Consider the following 17874-nt stretch of genomic DNA (forward strand, 5'->3'; position numbering starts at 1 on the left):
ACCTGGTACTCGGCCGTCACCGCCTCGGGCGCCGCCTGGTCGTGCGGGGGCCCCTGCGGTTCCGCGGCGTGCGCGACCGGGGGTGCCTGCGGTGCGGGCGGCTCGGCCTGCCGGGGCTGCGGCTGCGGGGTGCGTACTGCGGTGGTCGGCGGCGCCGGGTCCGGCTCGGGCGAGCGGACCGGGGCGGGTGGCGGCGTCTCCGTGTACGAGGCCGCCGGGCGCTCCGGGCTGCGCTTCCTGGTCAGCCGTTCCGGCATGGACCGGGCCAGAGCCAGCAGGTCGACCCCGTGGGAATGGGCGGCCAGCAGCGACACGGCCAGGAGCACCCCGACCGCCAGCGTCGCCGTGTCGAGCCACACCGTCATGAGGTTGATCGCCAGCCCGAACCCCAGCACCGCCGTCAGCAGCGCCATCACGGTCTCGGCGTCGAAGTCGCGCCGCGTCCAGTGCTCGATGAAGCCAGGCCGGCCGTTCGGCTCCTTCATGAGCAGGAACGCCGCCAGATAGACGAACAGCCCGACGCCGGAGCCGAGCAGCAGCACCACGAACCCGACCCGGAACACCACGGGGTCGATGCCGGTGTGGCGGCCGAGCCCCGCGCAGACGCCCATCAGGATGCGCCCCTGGCTGCTGCGGCGCAGCTCACGGGGGTCGGCCGAGGGCGGTCTGGGCGGAGCTTCTGTCATGGAACCATCCTGGACCTGGCCGGCGGGTGCTCGCATCGGGGAGATCCCTGAGCTGCCCCGGGGGTCGCTCCCTGATGCCCATCACGCGCGGACATGTGACGATGGCGATGTTATGGCTGACCAGAAGACTCTCGCCGAGCAGAGCGGCGACACGCCCTACCGCCGGATGACGCGCCCCATGGAGGGCCGCCTGCTCGGCGGTGTCGCCCAGGGGCTCGCGGCACAGCTCAAGCTCGACCCCGTGGTGGTCAGGCTGATGTTCGTGCTGCTCAGCGTGGTCAACGGCGTCGGCGTGGTGGCGTACGCGGTGTTGTGGATGGTGACGCCGCGGCAGGCGCCGCAGCGGGTGGAGCCGCAGCGCGACTGGAGCCAGCTGGCCGCGTTCACCGCGATCGGGATGGCGCTGTTCGCGTTCGGCTGGCTGACGGGGGCCTCCCAGGGAGGCATCGGCATGTTGCCGTTCGCGGTGGGCGGCATCGGCGCGCTGATCCTGTGGCAGCAGGCCGACCCCGAACGCCGCCGCACCTGGATGAGCGGCGCGGCGCTCAGCATCAGGAAGAACCGCGTGCGCACGCTGCTCGGCGTCGCGCTCGTCGTGGTGGGGGCGGTCGGCTTCCTGTACTCCCAGGGCGAGCTGGCCCAGGCCAGGCCCGGCCTGATGTTCACCGTCGTGGTGGTCGGCGGCCTGGCCGTCATCGCCACCCCCTGGCTGGCGGGCCTGTGGAAGGAGCTGCAGCTGGAGCGGCGCGAGCGCATCCGGCAGGAGGAGCGCGCCGAGGTCGCCGCCATGGTGCACGACTCCGTGCTGCACACGCTCACCCTGATCCAGCGCGTCGCCCACGACCCGCGCGAGGTCTCCCGCCTGGCCCGTTCGCAGGAGCGGGAGCTGCGCAACTGGCTCTACCAGCCGGCCCAGGACGCCGACGCCACCCTCGCCGCCGCCGTACGCCGGATCGCCGCCGAGGAGGAGGACGCGCACGGCGTGCCCATCGAGGTGGTCTGCGTCGGCGACATCGACCTCGACCAGCAGGGCAGGCTGGGCGCCATGCTGAAGGCCGCGCGGCAGGCGATGGTCAACGCGGCCAAATACTCTGAGAGCCCGGCCATTTCCGTGTACGCCGAAGTAGAGGGTGAAGAGGTCACGATTTTCGTGAAGGATCGGGGCAAGGGCTTCGACCTCGAGGCGGTGCCGCTCGACCGCATGGGCATCAGGGAGTCCATCATCGGGAGAATGGAACGCCACGGAGGCTCGGCCCGCGTCCGCACCGATCCTGGCGAGGGCACGGAAGTGATGTTGACGATGAAGGTGGAGATGGCATGACGCGCGTACTGATCGTCGATGACCACCGGTTGTTCCGATCCGGTGTACGCGCCGAGCTGGGCGACTCGATCGAGGTGGTGGGCGAGGCGGAGGACGTCGAGTCGGCGGTCAAGGCGATCGCCGCGCACCAGCCCGACGTGGTGCTGCTCGACGTGCACATGCCCGGGGGCGGCGGTCAGGAGGTGCTGCGCCGGGTGCTGGGCTCCGGCTCCCAGGTGCGCTTCCTGGCGTTGTCGGTCTCCGACGCCGCCGAGGACGTCATCGGCGTCATCAGGGGCGGCGCCCGCGGCTACGTCACCAAGAACATCAGCGGCAAGGAGCTGACCGACGCCATCCGCCGGGTGGCCGAGGGCGACGCGGTGTTCTCGCCGCGGCTGGCCGGGTTCGTGCTGGACGCGTTCGCCTCCTCCGAGGCGCCGTCGATCGACCCGGAGCTCGACTCGCTGACGCAGCGGGAGCGGGAGGTGCTGCGGCTGATCGCGCGGGGGTACGCGTACAAGGAGGTCGCCAAGGAGCTGTTCATCTCGGTCAAGACCGTGGAGACGCATGTGTCGTCGGTGCTGCGCAAGCTCCAGCTCTCCAACCGGCATGAATTGTCCCGCTGGGCCACCGCGCGACGCCTCGTGTGAGTTCTCTGTACGCGGTGTTACGGGATAGTTATCGGCTGTGTGACGACGAAACGGATCAGTCACGTGTCTCAAGAGAAGGAATGCAACAGCTGATCCAGGAGTAGTCCACTGTGAAGCGCGTCCCCCCGATGCTGCCCGCCCTGCTCGCGCTCTTCACCGTCACGGCCTGCGCGGCCGAGAGCGTCCCGGCACCCATCCCTGTCGCCGCCCCCGTCGCCGCCACCGCCACGCGGGCCGCCCCGACGCCGACGGCCACGGCGGCAGTGCCGGTCGCCGCCGCGAAGGCTGCCGCACCGGTGCAGAAGATCAAGCTTCGCATCGCCGACATCACCCCGATGGGCGAGAAGGTGGAGAAGGTCGGCGTCGGCTTCCCGATCATCGTCACGTTCGACCGCGACGTGAAGGACAGGCACAAGGACGACGTCGAGGCGCTGCTGGAGGTGCAGGCCGACAAACCGGTGGAGGGGGCCTGGCGCTGGGTGTCGGACCGCAAGGTCATCTACCGGACGAAGACGTACTGGAAGCCGCACCAGAAGGTGCTCTTCACCGCCCGGTTGTCCGAGCTGCCCGGCAACACCGGCGCCAAGGACATCTCCCGCCGCTTCGCCGTCGGCACGTCCAACGTCTCCGTGGTCGACACCCGCAAGCACCTGATGAAGGTCTACCGCGACGGCAAGCTCGCCAGGAGGATCCCGATCAGCGCCGGCAGCGGCGGTCTCGTCAGGAACGGCGTGGACGTCTACCTCACCACCAGCGGCGTGCACCTGACGATGGGCAAGAAGGCCGTCGAGACCATGACCTCCTCCTGGATGGGCGTGACGGACCCGAAGGACCCGCTCTACTACAAGCTGGAGATCCCGTGGGCGGTCCGCATCTCCGACAGCGGTGAGTACGTCCACCAGAGCGCCGGCGACTATCACTTCCTCGGCCGCTCCAACCAGAGCCACGGCTGCGTCCGCGCCACCCCGGCCGGCGCCAAGTGGTTCTACACCATCTCCCAGCGCGGCGACGTGGTGAAGATCACCGGCACCAAGCGCAAGCTGCAGTGGAACAACGGCTGGAGCTACTGGCAGCTGAACTGGACCCAGTGGAAGAAGGGCAGCGCCCTGTAGGCATCACTCCCGGGCCTCCAGCGGGGTCTCGAAGCAGGCGAGCCACGTGGCGAGCAGCGCTTCCAGGTGGGCGGCGTCCTCGGGTGCGAGGAGATCGACGAGGCGGCGTTCGTTGCGCATGTGCTCGGCGAACGCCCGGTCGATCAGCTCACGGCCGGCCGCGGTCAGCGCGACGACCCGGCCGCGGCCGTCGGTGCCGCTGCGGCGGCGGGTGACCAGGCCGTTGCGCTCCAGCCGGTCGATGCGCTTGGTCATGGCGCCCGTGGTGACCATGGTGTGCGCGGCGAGTTCCCCCGGCGCGCGTTCGAAGGGTTCGCCCGCGCGCCGCAGGGTGGCGAGGACGTCGAACTCGCCCTCCTGGAGCCCGTAGCGCTGGTAGACGACGAGCAGCTGCTCGGTGAGGTGGCCGGCGAGGCGGTGCAGTCGTCCGATCACGCCCTGCGGGCTCACGTCGAGGTCGGGCCGTTCGCGGGCCCAGGCCTGCTGGATGCGGGCGACGTGGTCGAGGTGCTCACTCACGGGTTCCAATATAGCTTCCTGGGAAGCTATATTGTCTTCCATGGAAGCTACTTTTCGGTGGGTGCCCGTCACCGCGATCGCACCGGTGGCGTGGGGGACGACGTACTTCGTCACCCATCGGTACCTTCCGGCCGACTATCCGCTCTACGGCGCGGCCGTCCGAGCCCTGCCCGCCGGTCTGTTACTGCTGCTCTTCTGTCGTACGCTGCCGCGCGGGTCGTGGCGGTGGAAGTCGCTGGTGCTCGGGACGCTCAACATGAGCGCGTTCTTCGCGCTGGTCTACCTGGCCGCGCAGGTCCTCCCGACGAGCATCGCCTCGACGATCATGGCCACCTCGCCGGTCGCCATGATGCTGATCGCCTGGGCGGCGCTGTCCGAACGTCCCCGCGGGGCCCACCTCGCCGGCGCGGGCATCGGGATCGGCGGCGTCTGCCTCATGCTGCTGGACGGCGCCGTCGCCGTCGACTTCTCCGGCGTGCTCGCCTCGGTCGCGGCCATGGTGATGTCGTCGCTCGGATATGTGCTGGCCAAGAAGTGGAGCGCGGGTGTCGACGTGTTCTCGCTGACGTCGTGGCAGCTGGTCGCCGGGGGAGTGGCGCTGGTGCCGGTCGCCGTGGTGGTGGAGGGCCCGCCGCCCGCCCTGGACGGGCCCGCGCTCGCCGGCTTCGCCTACGTCACGGTCGTGGCGACCGCGCTCGCCTTCGCCGCCTGGTTCGCCGGCCTGCGGCACCTGAGCGCCGGCACCGTCGGGCTCATCGGGCTGCTCAACCCGATGACGGGCGTGCTGCTCGGCGCCGGGATCGCCGGCGAGACGCTGGCCGCGCACCAGCTGTGCGGGCTCGCGCTCGTGTTCCTCGGGATCCTCCTCGGCCAGCCGGCGGCAGCGCGCCTCGTCGCGGTCCTCCGATCCGCCCGTGCCAGGCGGGACGGCGACGCGGCCGAACTGAGCCCAGGTCGCACCGGAGGCTGATCACGTTTGTCAAGGACGAATGTTCGTTCTACGTTGAGGTGTCATGGCTCGCATGCCCAAGGAGCACCTCGAAGCACGCCGCAGGCAGATCCTGGACGCGGCCCGCCGATGCTTCGTCCGCAACGGCTTCCACGCCACGTCCATGCAGGACGTGCTGGCCGAGGCCGGGTTGTCGGCCGGCGCCGTCTATCGCTACTTCAAGGGCAAGGACGACATCATCGCGGCGATCGCCTCAGAGTCCCTCGGCGAGGTCGCGGCGGCGTTCCGGGTGGACGACGCCGAGCGGCCGCCCGGGCTCGACGACATCGTCGACCTCCTGCTGGGAGTCGACCGCCCGCCGCTTGCCGCCTCCGAGGAGTCGGCCCGGCTGCTGATCCAGGTCTGGTCGGAGGCGCTGCGCTCGCCCTCGCTCTCCGAGAAGCTGCACGAGGTCATGGAGGAGGCGCGCGCGGTGGTCGGCGACCTGGTGAGAGCGCATCAGCGGCGCGGGCTGCTGCCCGCGGACGTGCCCGTCGAGGAGGTGGCCGGGGTGCTCGTCGCCGTCGTGCACGGTTTCCTGGTGCAGCGGGCGGTCTACGGCGGCCGGGCCGACCCGGCGGCGTTCCGTGACGGCCTGAGGGCGCTGATGTCGGTCAAGCCGTAGAGCGAATGTTCGTTCTTGACTGGGGCCAGAACACGAGGTTCTGTTGAAGAGAACGAGCGTTCGTTTTCGGATGTGCGAGCGTTGAGTGCCCGCTGCTGACCCGGCGCATCGGCCATCGACGAAGAGGAGCAGGACCCGTGACTCACCGACCCGGCGGCCCCGGCCACCTGTCCGGCATCGGCGCGACCGCCCTGGGCGTTGCCGTTCTGCGCGCCCTGGAGAGCCGCCGCCCCGACCGGCTGTTCGACGACCCCTACGCGCAGTTGTTCCTCGACGCCTCCACCTGGCCGGCCGGCCCCGCGGAGAGTTTTCTCCGCACGATGAGCGAGCAGGTCGCCGTGCGCACCCGGTTCCTCGACGACGCGCTGCTGGCCGCCACACGGGGTGAGCACGCCGGTGGACGCCCCGGGCCCGAAGCCGCGTGCGACCAGGTCGTCCTCCTGGGCTGCGGCATGGACGCCCGCGCGTACCGGCTGTCGTGGCCCGCGGGCACCACCGTCTACGAGCTCGACCTGCCGGATGTGCTGGCCTTCAAGGGCGCGGTTCTCGCCGAGCACGGCGCGACGCCCGCGTGCCGCCGCGTCGAGGTGGCCGCCGACCTGCGCGAGGACTGGCCACGGGCGCTGACGGAGGCGGGCTTCGGCCCGAGCCGGCCCGCCGCCTGGCTGGCCGAGGGGCTTCTCTACGCCCTGCCGCCCGCGGCGGCCGACCTCCTCCTCGACCGCGTCACCGGTTTGTCGGCGCCGGGCAGTGTCCTGGCCGTGGAGCACATGGAGGACTCCCCGCTGCTCCGCTCCGCCCGCGCCGACGTCTCACGCGAGCTCGTCGACATGTGGCAGGGCGGTCCGGCTGAGCCGCTCGGGGAGTGGCTGACGAAGCGGGGATGGATCGCCACAGTGCGGGACCTGACCGAGGTGCTGGCCGAACACGGGCGAACGGCACCACCCGCGTTCGATCCTGCCCACCCGGGGTCGGGCCGCGGCCGCCTCGCCACGGCGCTTGTCCGCGTGACCTCTCAGAGCTTTTCGAGGGGGGCGTAGGCCAGGAGGAGCGTCTTCTCGCCGCCGGAGCCGAAGTCGATCTTGACCTTGGTCTTCTCCGCGACCCCGTCGACCGACACCACCGTGCCGAGCCCGAACGCGTCGTGCGAGACTCGGTCGCCGGGCGCCAGCGAGGGCACCGTGCGGCCGCCGCTCTTGGCGGGCGCCGGCCGCGCGGCCGGCTCGCGGCGGGTGGCCGCGCTCCACGCCGACTTCTCCGGATCCGTACGCCACTCCACCAGCTGCGCCGGCACCTCGTTGACGAACCGCGAGGCCGGGTTGAACGACGGCGCCCCCCACGAGCTGCGCACGGCCGCCCGCGTGAGGTAGAGCCGCTGCCGCGCACGCGTGATGCCGACGTAGGCCAGCCGCCGCTCCTCCTCCAGCTCCTTGGGCTCGCCGAGCGAGCGGACGTGCGGGAAGACGCCGTCCTCCATGGCGGTCAGGAACACGACGGGGAACTCCAGACCCTTGGCCGTGTGGAGGGTCATCAGGGTGACGACCCCCTGCCCGCCGTCGGAGTCGGGGATCTGGTCGGCGTCGGCCACCAGCGACACCTGCTCCAGGAACTCCACCAGCGTGCCCTCCGGGTTGGCCTCCTCGAACTCGGAGGCGACCGAGATCAGCTCGTTGAGGTTTTCCAGGCGCGACTCGTCCTGCGGGTCCTCCGACGCCTCCAGCTCGGCGCGGTAGCCGGTGGCCACCAGGATCTCCTCGGCCAGGGTCGACGGCGGCACGCCCTCGGCCTTGGCGATCAGCTCCTCGATCATCGCGACGAACTCGCGGATGGCGTTGAGCGAGCGCGTGGCCACGCCGTACGCCTCGTCGGCGCGCCGAAGGGCCTCCCAGTACGTGATGCGCTCGCGGGACGACAACGCCTCCACCATGGCCTCGGCCCGCTCGCCGATGCCGCGCTTGGGCACGTTGAGTATGCGCCGCAGCGACACCACGTCGGACGGGTTGGCGAGCACGCGCAGGTAGGCCAGCAGGTCCTTGACCTCTTTGCGCTCGTAGAAGCGCACGCCCCCGACCACCTTGTACGGCAGCCCGGTGCGGATGAAGATCTCCTCGAACACGCGGGAGGCCGCGTTGGTGCGGTAGAAGACCGCCACGTCGCCCGGCCGGACGTCCTCCTCGTCGCTGAGCCGGTCGACCTCCTGCGCCACGAACATGGCCTCGTCGTGCTCGTTGTCGGCGACGTAGCCGATGATCTTGGGGCCGTCGCCCTGGTCGGACCAGAGGTTCTTCGGCTTGCGCGACTCGTTGCGCGAGATCACCGCGTTGGCGGCGGCCAGGATGTTCTGGGTCGAGCGGTAGTTCTGCTCCAGCAGGATCGTGCGGGCGTCGGGATAGTCGCGCTCGAACTCCAGGATGTTGCGGATGGTCGCGCCCCGGAAGGCGTAGATCGACTGGTCGGCGTCGCCCACCACGCACAGCTCGGACTGGTCGGCGCCCTCCCGCACGACGTCGCCGTCGGCCGTGCGCACCTCGGGGTGCCCGACCAGCTCGCGGATCAGCACGTATTGGGCGTGGTTGGTGTCTTGGTACTCGTCGACCAGGACGTGCCGGAACCGCATGCGGTAGTGCTCGGCCACCTCGGGGAAGAGCTGGAACAACGTCACCGTGTTCATGATGATGTCGTCGAAGTCCATCGCGCCGGCCTCGGTCAGCTTGAGCTGATAGGCCTTGTACGCCTGCGCGAGCGTCTTCTCCAGGTGGGAGCCGGCCTTGTCGAGCGCCGTCTCGTAGTCGATCAGCTCGTTCTTGAAGTTGCTGACCTGCGCCGAGAACGAACGTGGCGGGTAGCGCTTCGGGTCGAGCTCCATCTCGCGGCAGACCATCGCCATGAGCCGCTGGGAGTCGGCCTGGTCGTAGATCGAGAAGCTGGACGGGAACCCCAGCCGCTTGGCCTCCCGCCGCAGGATGCGCATGCAGGCGCTGTGGAACGTCATCACCCACATCGCCTTGGAACGCGGGCCGACCAGCTTGTCGATGCGCTCCTTCATCTCCTTGGCGGCCTTGTTGGTGAACGTGATCGCCAGGATCTCGCCCGGATGCACGTCGCGCTCGGCCAGCAGGTAGGCGATGCGGTGGGTGAGCACCCGCGTCTTCCCCGACCCGGCCCCCGCCACGATCAGCAGCGGACTGCCGTGATGGAGCACGGCCTCACGCTGCTGAGGGTTGAGGCCGTCGAGCAAGGGGTGGTCAACAGAGACTTGGGTCGGCACCTACCTAGGTTAAGACGCCCCACCGACAAAGCGTGCCCGGAATGCCTTCGGGCGGTCGCAGGTTGTCTCCGCAGAAGGAAGTTCCAGAAAGGGGAGCCATGCTGCCGGACAGCGAGATCGACCGGGTGCTCGTCGTCACCGCCCATCCCGACGACGCCGATTTCGGATCGGCGGGGAGCGTGGCGCTGTTCGTCGACCGGGGTGTGGAGGTCACGTACCTGGTGGTCACGGACGGCGACGCGGGCGGCAACGAGCGGACCTTGGACAACGCCGGCATGGCGGAGCTGCGCAGGGCCGAGCAGCTGGCGGCGGCCAAGGCGGTCGGCGTCACCGACGTGCGGTTCCTCGGCTACCCCGACGGGCGGGTGGAGCCCTCGCTGGAGCTCAGGCGCGACATCGCCCGGGTGATCCGCCAGGTCAGGCCCGATCTGGTCATCGCCCAGCACCCGGAGCGCAACTACCGGTTCATCGCCCCCAGCCATCCCGACCACCGCGCCGTGGGGGGCGCGACCCTCGACGCGGTCTACCCGGACGCGCGCAACCCGTACGCGTTCCCTGAGCTGCTCCAGCGGGAGGGGCTGGAGGCGTGGACCGTACGCGAGGTGTGGCTGACCGGCGGCTCCACGCCCGATCACTACGTGGACATCACCGACGCCGTCGACCGCAAGCTCACGGCCCTGCAGGCGCACGTCAGCCAGGTCGCCCACGTCGAGGGCTTCGCGGAGTTCGTCAAGAGCCGCTTCGCCGCCTGGGCGGAGGAGGCCGGCTTCGGCGAGGGCCGCTACGCCGAGGGCTTCCAGGTGGTCTCCACGGCCTGAGCCTCACAAAGACGACATAAAGCGCAGAAAGCAGCAAATAGTAAATATACATACTTTTGTGTGAGATTTCGGTTTACCTTCAGCGGCTGGCCGGATCCAACGCTGGATCCCGCCTATCTGAAGGGACAACGAAGATCTCATGCTGAGAAGGCATCTCACCGGCCGGCCCGCTCTCTGGGCCGCCGTCGTGCTGGCGCTGGGGGCGATTTTCTCCTCGCTCGCCGTGTCGCCCGCCTCGGCCGCCGACCCGGTCGGAAGCATCACCGGGTTCGCGGGCAAATGTGTGGACGTCGCCGGAGCCAACAGCACCAACGGCACCCCCGTGGTGCTGTACGACTGCAACGGCACCGACGCGCAGCGCTGGACCGTCGCCGGAGACGGAACCCTCCGGGCCCTCGGCAAGTGCCTCGACGTCGTCGACCGGGGCACGGCCAACGGCTCGAAGGTGCAGCTCTGGGACTGCGCCGGTGGCTCGAACCAGAAGTGGGTCGTGACCGCCGCCCACGACATCGTCAACCCCGCGGCGAACAAGTGCCTGGACGTGACGGACAACAACCCGGCGAACGGCACCCGCCTGCAGCTCTGGGAGTGCGCCGGCACCGCGAACCAGAAGTGGAACGCGCCCACCGGGAGCGGCTCGGGGGGTGGCTCGGGGAGCGGCTTCGTGGTCAGCGAGGCGCAGTTCAACCAGATGTTCCCGAACCGGAACTCCTTCTACACCTACAACGGTCTGGTGGCCGCGCTGAGCGCCTACCCGGGCTTCGCCCGTACGGGCAGCGACACGGTGAAGAAGCAGGAGGCGGCGGCGTTCCTCGCGAACGTCAACCACGAGACCGGCGGCCTGAAGTACGTGGTCGAGCTGAACACCGCCAACTACTCGCACTACTGCGACTGGGGCCAGTCGTTCGGCTGCCCGGCGGGCCAGTCGGCCTACTACGGCCGTGGCCCCATCCAGCTGAGCTGGAACTACAACTACAAGGCGGCGGGTGACGCGCTCGGCATCGACCTGCTGCACAACCCCTGGCTGGTGCAGAACGACGCGGCCGTGGCCTGGAAGACCGGCCTGTGGTTCTGGAACACGCAGAAGGGCGCGGGCTGGATGACCCCGCACGACGCCATGGTGAACAGCGCGGGCTTCGGCCAGACGATCCGCAGCATCAACGGCACCGTGGAGTGCGACGGCAAGAACTCCGCCCAGGTGCAGAGCCGGGTCGGCACCTACCAGTGGTTCACGCAGATCCTCGGGGTCTCCCCGGGCGGCAACCTGTACTGCTGATCAAGGAGTGCGGTGCGCGGCCTCGGGGGTCGCGCACCGCGCCGCGAGGCGGGCGAAGAGGTAGCCCAGGGAGTTGGTGGCCAGGTGCAGCAGCGCGGGGGCGAGCAGGCCGTTGCGGCGGCGCAGCTCGCAGAACAGCACCCCGGCCGCGGCCGTCGACACGACGCTGCCCGCCACCACCCGCGCGGTGTCGAGACGGCCGGGGGTCTCGCCGGCCGTCAGCGCCCCGAGGGCGGGGTTGGCGCGGGCCATGTCGATGGCGGGCAGGATGTGCCAGAGGCCGAAGAGGGACGAGGAGACGGCCGTGGCGGCCGCCGTGCCGTGCCGCCGGCGCAGCATGGCGTACAGGGCTCCCCTGAAGCCGACCTCCTCCAGCAGGACCGTGCCGAGCGGGACCTGGAGCAGGGCCTCCTCCAGCACGCGGGCGCGGGTGAGCGACAGGGCCCGCTCGTCGTGGAAGAGCGGCCTGGTGCGGGGCCAGGCGATGCCGGCGGTGTAGCCGGCGGCCACGACCGCCGCCAGCGCGCCGCCCACGACGGCGCCCCGGCGCCCGCGCTCGAACCCGATCTCCTGCCACGACAGCCCCGACCTGCGCGCCATCGCCACCAGGGCGGCCGTCGCGACCGTGGAGGTCAACGGCCCGAGGCGGGGGACGATCTTGTTGTTCATGAGGTTGGCGGCGGTGAGGACGGCGATCGAACGCAGCAGCACCCTTGCAGGCTACGTCGCGACTCGCGCCTTCAGGAGGCGGCGGGACGGCGCCAGCCCTCCGGGAAGCGACTGCGGCGGCGCTCCTCCGGGGTGAGGCCGCCCCAGATGCCCTCCGCCTCGCCGGCGCGCAGGGCGTAGTCGCGACACTCCCGCAGCACCTGGCAGCCGGCACAGACCGCCTTGGCCCGGGCCTCCTGCGCGGGGGTGGGGGCCAGCGGGAAGAAGAGCTCGGGGTCGCTGGACCTGCACGCCCCCCGGCGCAGCCAGCGGATCTCCTCCACATGCATGGGTCCACGGTAGAGCGAGACCATGATCGCTCACATCATCCTCTGGGTTGACCCGCCTCTACACCCACGGTCGATCCTCAGCAGGCTCCCACTCCGCCCCGGTACCCCTTCGCGAACGCCAGCTGCCGCTGCTCGGCCGTCCCGTGGGCGTCAGGGTCGAGCCAGTCGTCCGTCGGGTCGCCGGCCGCCGCCAGGCTGAGGAGCAGCTCGTCCTCGTCGCCCTCCTCGGTCCCCAGCACGCCCGAGCCGACGAGGGCCGACAGCGTGCCGCCCGCGTAGCAGTCGGCCTGGAGCTCGAGCTGGACGTTCAGCGCGAAGCCGGTACGGAGCTGGGCCTGCACCGCGTGGCCGAGCTCGTGCGGGATGACGACGTAGACCGAGCCGTCGCCCATCTCGTTCCACAGAGCCTCCATCCACCGTTCGTCGTAGGCGATGAAGTGCCCGATCGGGCAGTAGAAGGCGTTGTTCGGCACGGCCGGCTGGTCGCCGCAGTCAGGGCCTGATCCGCCCGCGTACGCGACGAAGTCCTCGATCGGCCGGTACGTCCGGCCGAGCTGCCTGAACTGCTGGTTCCAGAACTCCTCGCCCAGCGTGCGCGCCGTGCGCACGTCGTCCTCGAACGTGTCGGCGCCCGTGGTGTCCATGGAGGGACGGGGGACGACGCCGCAGCCGGCGAGCGCCAGGACGAGGGCGGCGGCGATCAGGGCACGGATCACAGGACGTCCCAGGTGTGGACGGGTTCGTTGGTGTGCATGCGTTCGACGTACTCCAGGGTCATGCCGCGCAGGGCCGTGTGGCGGTCGCCGCCGCGCGCGCGTACGCGTTCCACCTGCCAGGTCGCGCCCGTGCGGCCGGTCAGGCAGCGGCCCTCGATGATCGACAGCAGCCGCTCGGCCGCGGAACGGTCCACGCCCCACCTGGCCAGCCCCTCGTACGCCAGGGGCAGCAGCCGGCGAAGGATCAGCTCGGACGCCGGCACCTCGCCCAGCCCCGGCCAGTACAGGCGCGCGTCCAGTCCGTCGCGGGCCGCCGCGGTGAGATTGTCCTGCGCCGAACGGAACGACATCCGGCTCCAGACCGGCCGCTCGTCGTACGGCAGCACGCGCATCAAGCCGTAGTAGAAGGCGGCGTTGGCCGCGACGTCGGCCACGGATGGCCCGGCCGGCAGCACCCGGTTCTCGACGCGGAGGTGCGGGACGCCGTCCACCACCGCGTACACCGGCCGGTTCCAGCGGTAGATCGTGCCGTTGTGCAGGGTCAGCTCGTGCAGGCACGGGACGCGGCCCTGGTCGAGCTCGGCGCGCGGGTCCTCGTCCGCGCAGAGCGGCAGCAGGGCGGGGTAGTAGCGGGCGTTCTCCTCGAACAGGTCGAAGACGCTGGTGATCCAGCGCTCCCCGAACCAGACCCGCGGCCGTACGCCCTGCGCCTTCAGCTCGGCCGGCCGCGTGTCCGTGGCCTGCTCGAACAGCGCGATCCTGGTCTCGCGCTGCAGTTCCCTGCCGAACAGGTACGGCGAATTGGCGGCGACCGCGACCTGGGGCCCCGCGACGGCCTGGGCCGCGTTCCAGTGGGCGGCGAACTCCTCCGGGCCGACCTGCAGGTGGAGCTGCACGCTCGTGCACGCGGCCTCGGGCGCGACGCTGTCGGCGTGGGTGTCGAGGCGTTCGACGCCCTCGATGCACAGGTGCAGATCCTCGCCGCGGGCGGCGAAGATCTGCTCGTTGAGCAGGCGGTAGCGCGGGTTCGCCGAGAGCGTGCCCGCGCCGAGGTCCTGCTCACACAGCGTGGGCAGGATGCCGATCATGACCAGGTGGGCGCCCTGCGACCTGGCGCGCTCCTCGGCGTGGTTGAGCCGGGCCCTGACGTCGTCCTCCAGCCGTACGGCGCCGTCGCCGCGCAGGTCCTGCGGCTCGATGTTGATCTCGACGTTGAACTGTCCCAGCTCCGTCGCCCAGTCCGGTCGGGCGATCGCGGCCAGCACCTGCGCGTTGCGCATGGCAGGATCACCGATCGCGTCCACGATGTTGAGCTCGATCTCCAGGCCGGCCAGCGGGTGATCGAACGCGAAGCGGGACTCGCGCAACATCTGGGCCAGGACATCGAGGCATCGATGCACCTTTTCGCGATATTTCCGCCGATCGTCCCTGGTGAACGCGACCGCCGGCACGTCCTTGCCCATATCATGAAATGTCGCACGCCGCAGCCGCCGAAACCACCCCACGAACGGAAACGGGACGCCCCCGTGGAACACCCGATACCGGCCCCTGCGAGGAGGTTCCGGAGCGGACGCGGGAGACGCGGGCGGACGGGCCGATGGCTAGGGTGCTGGCATGCGCGTACTGATCACCGGCGGGGCGGGTTACATCGGCAGCACGGTCGCGTCCGCCTGCCTCGACGCGGGCATCGACCCCGTGATCCTCGACAGTCTCGTGACGGGGCGGCGGGAGTTCGCCGAGGGCCGGGTGTTCTACGAGGGGGACATCAGCGACGGCCCACTCATTGACAAGATATTTACCGAATATCCGGACATCGAGGCTGTCGTCCATTGCGCGGCGCTCATCGTCGTCCCCGACTCCGTGGCCGACCCCGTCGGCTACTACCGCGCGAACGTCGCCAAGAGCCTGGAGTTCGTCGACCACCTGCTCCGCAACGGCTGCACCCGCATGATCTTCAGCTCGTCGGCGTCGATCTACCGCGCCGGCGACGACCACACGGTGACCGAGGAGTCCCCGCTCGACCCCCAGAGCCCCTACGCGCGCACGAAGGCGGTCTGCGAGGCCATGTTCGCCGACATCGCGGCGAGCCGGCCCATCAGGATCCTGTCACTGCGCTACTTCAACCCCATCGGCGCCGATCCGAGCATGCGCACGGGCCTGCAGCTGCGCCGCCCCAGCCACGCCCTGGGCAAGATGATCGAGGCGTACGAGGAGGGCGTGCCCTTCCAGATCACCGGTACCGGCTACCCGACGCGCGACGGCACGGGCATCCGCGACTACGTCCATGTCTGGGATCTCGCCGCCGCCCACGTGGCCGCCCTGCGGCGCTTCGACGCGCTGGACACCGACGTGATCAATCTCGGCACGGGCGCGGGCACCACCGTGCGGGAGCTGGCCGAGGCGTTCAACCGCGTCGTCGACCGCCCGATCGAGCTGGTGGAGGCCCCCGCGCGCCCCGGCGACGTGGCCGGCGCCCACACTCGCAGCGACCGGGCGCACCGCCTGCTCGGCTGGCACGCCCGGTTCTCCATCGAGGACGGCATCAGGCATTCGCTCGAATGGGCGCGCCTGCGCGACTCCCGCCTGTCCTGATTTTTCGTTACGTGTGCCGATGCCTAGGCGGGAGAAGTCGCCGCGCCTCTCCCACCGGGCCGGAGGCCGTCAGCCGCCGAGCGTGGCCAGGGCGCTGTCCGGGATCGCCTGCGGGACCTCGGTGTCGGCGGTCAGCTCTTCGACGTCGATCCACTGGCTCTCGGCCGGCGCCTTGATCGACACCTTGGAGCCCCACCCGGTGAAGCGGGTGTCGGTGGCGGCGCGGTACTTGCCGAGGATGCCGTAGTCCGCGGTGTAGCCGGACGAGATCCGGGTGACCCGGCCCTTGGAGTCGACCGACAGCGCGTACTCGATCTTGATCTTGGCGGTGGTGCCGGTGACCTTCTGGCCGCTCAGCTTGCCGAGCTCGCCGTAGGTCAGCCCGCCCTTGTACGTGCCGCCCTTGAAGCTCTTGGCCTTGGCGACGAGAGCCTTGAGCACCTTCGGCTCGAAGACGTCGAGCAGCTGGTTGTACGACCCGGTGGCCGCCTGACCGGTGTAGCGCACCCACTTCTTGCCGTCGGGGAGGTCCTCGCTGTAGAGGCCGCCCTGCGCGTAGGTGTTGCCGCCCACCGAGATGCTCCGCGGCGGGACGAAGACGTCGGCGAGACCGGTTCCGCCCTTGTTCGTGACGTCGGAGGCGACTATCCCCGACTTGCCGAACTCGAGGGTGCCGGACGTCTTGGAGCCGGCCGTCGCCTTGCCGTTCAGCGTGACGCTGGTCGATTCCGTGAATCGCACCCCGTGACCCGGGACGAACTGCTTCTGCATCGCCTTGACCGGGTCGGCCGGGGCGGCCTGGGCGGGCGCGGCGGTCGCGAGCGCGGCGGCCGTGGTTAACGCCACGCCCGCGAGAATTCGCTTCATGAGTTTCCTTCGGTCCAAAAGAGGGAGAACAGGATCCTGCCAATTGAAGATCACGACCATATATCGGGTGTCGGGTCGTACGGCGGCTAATTCGTGCAATTTCCGTGCAGGGTCGTCGTGAGGAAGTGAGATCAGCGTCACATAGCGGAAGAACCACGACCCGATGACCTGGGCAGGTCAAGCTTCGGGCTAGGCTTCACTGGCGGAAACGCCCGGCACGCACGGGGTTGCCCGGGCCGTCGAACATCAGTCGGAATGGAAGAGGACGGACCCTCGTGGACCTGTTCGAACATCAGGCGAAGGAACTCTTCGCCGACTACGGCATCCCGGTGCCACGCGGCATCGTCGCCCACACGGTTGAGGAGGTGCGGGCGGCGGCAGAGCAGTTGACCGGCCGCGTCGTCGTCAAGGCCCAGGTCAAGACCGGTGGCCGGGGCAAGGCCGGCGGCGTGAAGGTGGCCGACGACGCCGCCGACGCCGTCACCAAGGCAGAAGCCATCCTGGGCATGGACATCAAGGGCCACACGGTCCACAAGGTGCTCGTGGAGGAGGCCAGCGCGATCGCGGAGGAGTACTACTTCTCCTTCCTGCTCGACCGCGCGAACCGTACGTTCCTCGCCATCTGCTCGGCGTCGGGCGGCATGGACATCGAAGAGGTCGCCCACACCACGCCCGAGAAGGTCGCCAAGGTGCCCGTCTCGGCGCTGACCGGCGTCGACCGCGCCAAGGGCCGTGAGATCGCGCAGGCCGGCGGCCTGCCGGAGAAGGCCCTCGACGGCGCCGCCGAGCTCATCGAGAAGCTGTGGTGCTGCTTCGTCGACGAGGACGCCACGCTCGTCGAGGTCAACCCCATGATCCTGTCCGCCGACGGCCAGGTGAAGGCCCTCGACGGCAAGGTCACGCTCGACGACAACGCCGGCTTCCGCCAGGCCGACCACGAGGCGCTGGCCGACAAGGCCGCCGAAGACCCCCTCGAGGCCAAGGCCAAGGAGAAGGACCTCAACTACGTCAAGCTCGACGGCAACGTCGGCATCATCGGCAACGGCGCCGGCCTGGTCATGTCCACGCTCGACGTGGTCGCCTACGCCGGCGAGGAGTTCCCCGGCAAGCCGTCCCCCGCCAACTTCCTCGACATCGGCGGCGGCGCGTCCGCCGAGGTCATGGCCGCGGGCCTGGAGATCATCCTTTCCGACCCGAGCGTCAAGTCGATCTTCGTGAACGTCTTCGGCGGCATCACCGCCTGCGACGCCGTCGCCAACGGCATCGTCTCGGCGTTCAAGCTCCTGGAGAGCCGGGGCGAGGCGGTCAGTCACCCGCTGGTGGTCCGCCTCGACGGCAACAACGCCCAGCTCGGGCGGCAGATCCTGGCCGACGCCGCGCTCCCGCGCGTCGAGCTGGTAGACACGATGGACGAAGCGGCCAAGCGTGCCGCCGAGCTCGCTGCGGTAGGTGCGTGACC

The 17874-nt window shown here is 70.1% G+C and carries 18 protein-coding genes; 10 read left to right on the top strand and 8 right to left on the bottom strand.

What is annotated here, in order from left to right:
- Window positions 1-686: PspC domain-containing protein (locus E1286_RS26230; RefSeq protein WP_165969924.1), on the bottom strand; the 686-nt coding region annotated here is incomplete at its 3' end.
- A gap of 112 nt (window positions 687-798) precedes the next feature.
- On the opposite strand from E1286_RS26230, the gene E1286_RS26235 reads away from it, so the two are divergent.
- From E1286_RS26235 to E1286_RS26245, 3 genes are all read left to right on the top strand, one after another.
- On the top strand, window positions 799-2007 hold the full coding sequence (locus E1286_RS26235; RefSeq protein WP_132616454.1) for an ATP-binding protein: 1209 nt from the start codon (window positions 799-801) through the stop codon (window positions 2005-2007).
- The gene (locus E1286_RS26240) at window positions 2004-2636 is read left to right on the top strand and encodes a response regulator (RefSeq protein WP_132616456.1); all 633 of its coding nucleotides are present in this window, start codon (window positions 2004-2006) and stop codon (window positions 2634-2636) included. Before E1286_RS26235 ends, E1286_RS26240 begins: the two co-directional genes overlap by 4 nt.
- Before the next feature lie 110 nt (window positions 2637-2746).
- Complete coding sequence (locus E1286_RS26245; protein ID WP_132616458.1) at window positions 2747-3748, top strand: L,D-transpeptidase; 1002 nt, start codon at window positions 2747-2749, stop codon at window positions 3746-3748.
- A 3-nt stretch (window positions 3749-3751) separates the two neighbouring features.
- Here the strand turns inward: E1286_RS26245 and E1286_RS26250 are convergent, their stop codons facing one another.
- Complete coding sequence (locus tag E1286_RS26250) at window positions 3752-4267, bottom strand: MarR family winged helix-turn-helix transcriptional regulator (RefSeq protein WP_223190391.1); 516 nt, start codon at window positions 4265-4267, stop codon at window positions 3752-3754.
- 40 nt (window positions 4268-4307) lie between these two features.
- Here E1286_RS26250 and E1286_RS26255 point away from each other — a divergent pair, with 40 nt between their 5' ends.
- From E1286_RS26255 to E1286_RS26265, 3 genes are all read left to right on the top strand, one after another.
- Window positions 4308-5237, top strand: a complete 930-nt coding sequence (locus tag E1286_RS26255) for a DMT family transporter (protein WP_132616462.1) — start codon at window positions 4308-4310, stop codon at window positions 5235-5237.
- Window positions 5238-5280: 43 nt separating this feature from the next.
- A complete protein-coding gene (locus tag E1286_RS26260; RefSeq protein ID WP_132616464.1) occupies window positions 5281-5880 on the top strand; it encodes a TetR/AcrR family transcriptional regulator in 600 nt (199 codons plus the stop codon).
- 137 nt (window positions 5881-6017) lie between these two features.
- Complete coding sequence (locus tag E1286_RS26265; RefSeq protein ID WP_132616466.1) at window positions 6018-6920, top strand: SAM-dependent methyltransferase; 903 nt, start codon at window positions 6018-6020, stop codon at window positions 6918-6920.
- On the opposite strand, the gene pcrA is transcribed toward E1286_RS26265, so the two are convergent.
- Entirely contained in the window at window positions 6896-9148 is a 2253-nt protein-coding gene (gene pcrA, locus E1286_RS26270) for a DNA helicase PcrA (protein ID WP_425464773.1), read from the bottom strand. The two genes, E1286_RS26265 and pcrA, sit on opposite strands and share 25 nt — an antisense overlap.
- Before the next feature lie 98 nt (window positions 9149-9246).
- Here pcrA and E1286_RS26275 point away from each other — a divergent pair, with 98 nt between their 5' ends.
- Together E1286_RS26275 and E1286_RS50485 are read left to right on the top strand one after the other, a co-directional pair.
- Entirely contained in the window at window positions 9247-9966 is a 720-nt protein-coding gene (locus E1286_RS26275) for a PIG-L deacetylase family protein (RefSeq protein WP_132616468.1), read from the top strand.
- A 139-nt stretch (window positions 9967-10105) separates the two neighbouring features.
- Complete coding sequence (locus tag E1286_RS50485) at window positions 10106-11242, top strand: glycoside hydrolase family 19 protein (protein ID WP_132616470.1); 1137 nt, start codon at window positions 10106-10108, stop codon at window positions 11240-11242.
- On the opposite strand, the gene E1286_RS26285 is transcribed toward E1286_RS50485, so the two are convergent.
- The 4 genes from E1286_RS26285 to E1286_RS26300 all read right to left on the bottom strand — a co-directional run bounded on the left by E1286_RS26285 (window position 11243) and on the right by E1286_RS26300 (window position 14419).
- On the bottom strand, window positions 11243-11953 hold the full coding sequence (locus E1286_RS26285; RefSeq protein ID WP_132616472.1) for a CPBP family intramembrane glutamic endopeptidase: 711 nt from the start codon (window positions 11951-11953) through the stop codon (window positions 11243-11245).
- A gap of 29 nt (window positions 11954-11982) precedes the next feature.
- The gene (locus E1286_RS26290; RefSeq protein WP_132616474.1) at window positions 11983-12240 is read right to left on the bottom strand and encodes a WhiB family transcriptional regulator; all 258 of its coding nucleotides are present in this window, start codon (window positions 12238-12240) and stop codon (window positions 11983-11985) included.
- 77 nt (window positions 12241-12317) lie between these two features.
- Window positions 12318-12956 (bottom strand): neutral zinc metallopeptidase, encoded by a 639-nt coding sequence (locus E1286_RS26295; RefSeq protein ID WP_246075165.1) that lies wholly within the window; start codon window positions 12954-12956, stop codon window positions 12318-12320.
- On the bottom strand, window positions 12953-14419 hold the full coding sequence (locus tag E1286_RS26300) for a glutamate-cysteine ligase family protein (RefSeq protein ID WP_132616476.1): 1467 nt from the start codon (window positions 14417-14419) through the stop codon (window positions 12953-12955). The genes E1286_RS26295 and E1286_RS26300 overlap by 4 nt, the downstream gene beginning before the upstream one ends.
- 151 nt (window positions 14420-14570) lie before the next feature.
- Between E1286_RS26300 and galE the strand changes: the two genes are divergently transcribed.
- Complete coding sequence (gene galE / locus E1286_RS26305; protein WP_132616478.1) at window positions 14571-15548, top strand: UDP-glucose 4-epimerase GalE; 978 nt, start codon at window positions 14571-14573, stop codon at window positions 15546-15548.
- Window positions 15549-15617: 69 nt separating this feature from the next.
- Here the strand turns inward: galE and E1286_RS26310 are convergent, their stop codons facing one another.
- Window positions 15618-16415 carry a hypothetical protein gene (locus tag E1286_RS26310; protein WP_132616480.1) on the bottom strand — a complete coding sequence of 266 codons (798 nt, stop codon included), beginning with the start codon at window positions 16413-16415 and terminating at the stop codon, window positions 15618-15620.
- A gap of 275 nt (window positions 16416-16690) precedes the next feature.
- Here E1286_RS26310 and sucC point away from each other — a divergent pair, with 275 nt between their 5' ends.
- The gene (gene sucC / locus E1286_RS26315; RefSeq protein WP_132616482.1) at window positions 16691-17872 is read left to right on the top strand and encodes an ADP-forming succinate--CoA ligase subunit beta; all 1182 of its coding nucleotides are present in this window, start codon (window positions 16691-16693) and stop codon (window positions 17870-17872) included.
- Window positions 17873-17874 lie beyond the last annotated feature (2 nt).

This window comes from Nonomuraea terrae, from assembly GCF_004348995.1.
GTDB classification, from domain to species: Bacteria; Actinomycetota; Actinomycetes; order Streptosporangiales; family Streptosporangiaceae; genus Nonomuraea; species Nonomuraea terrae.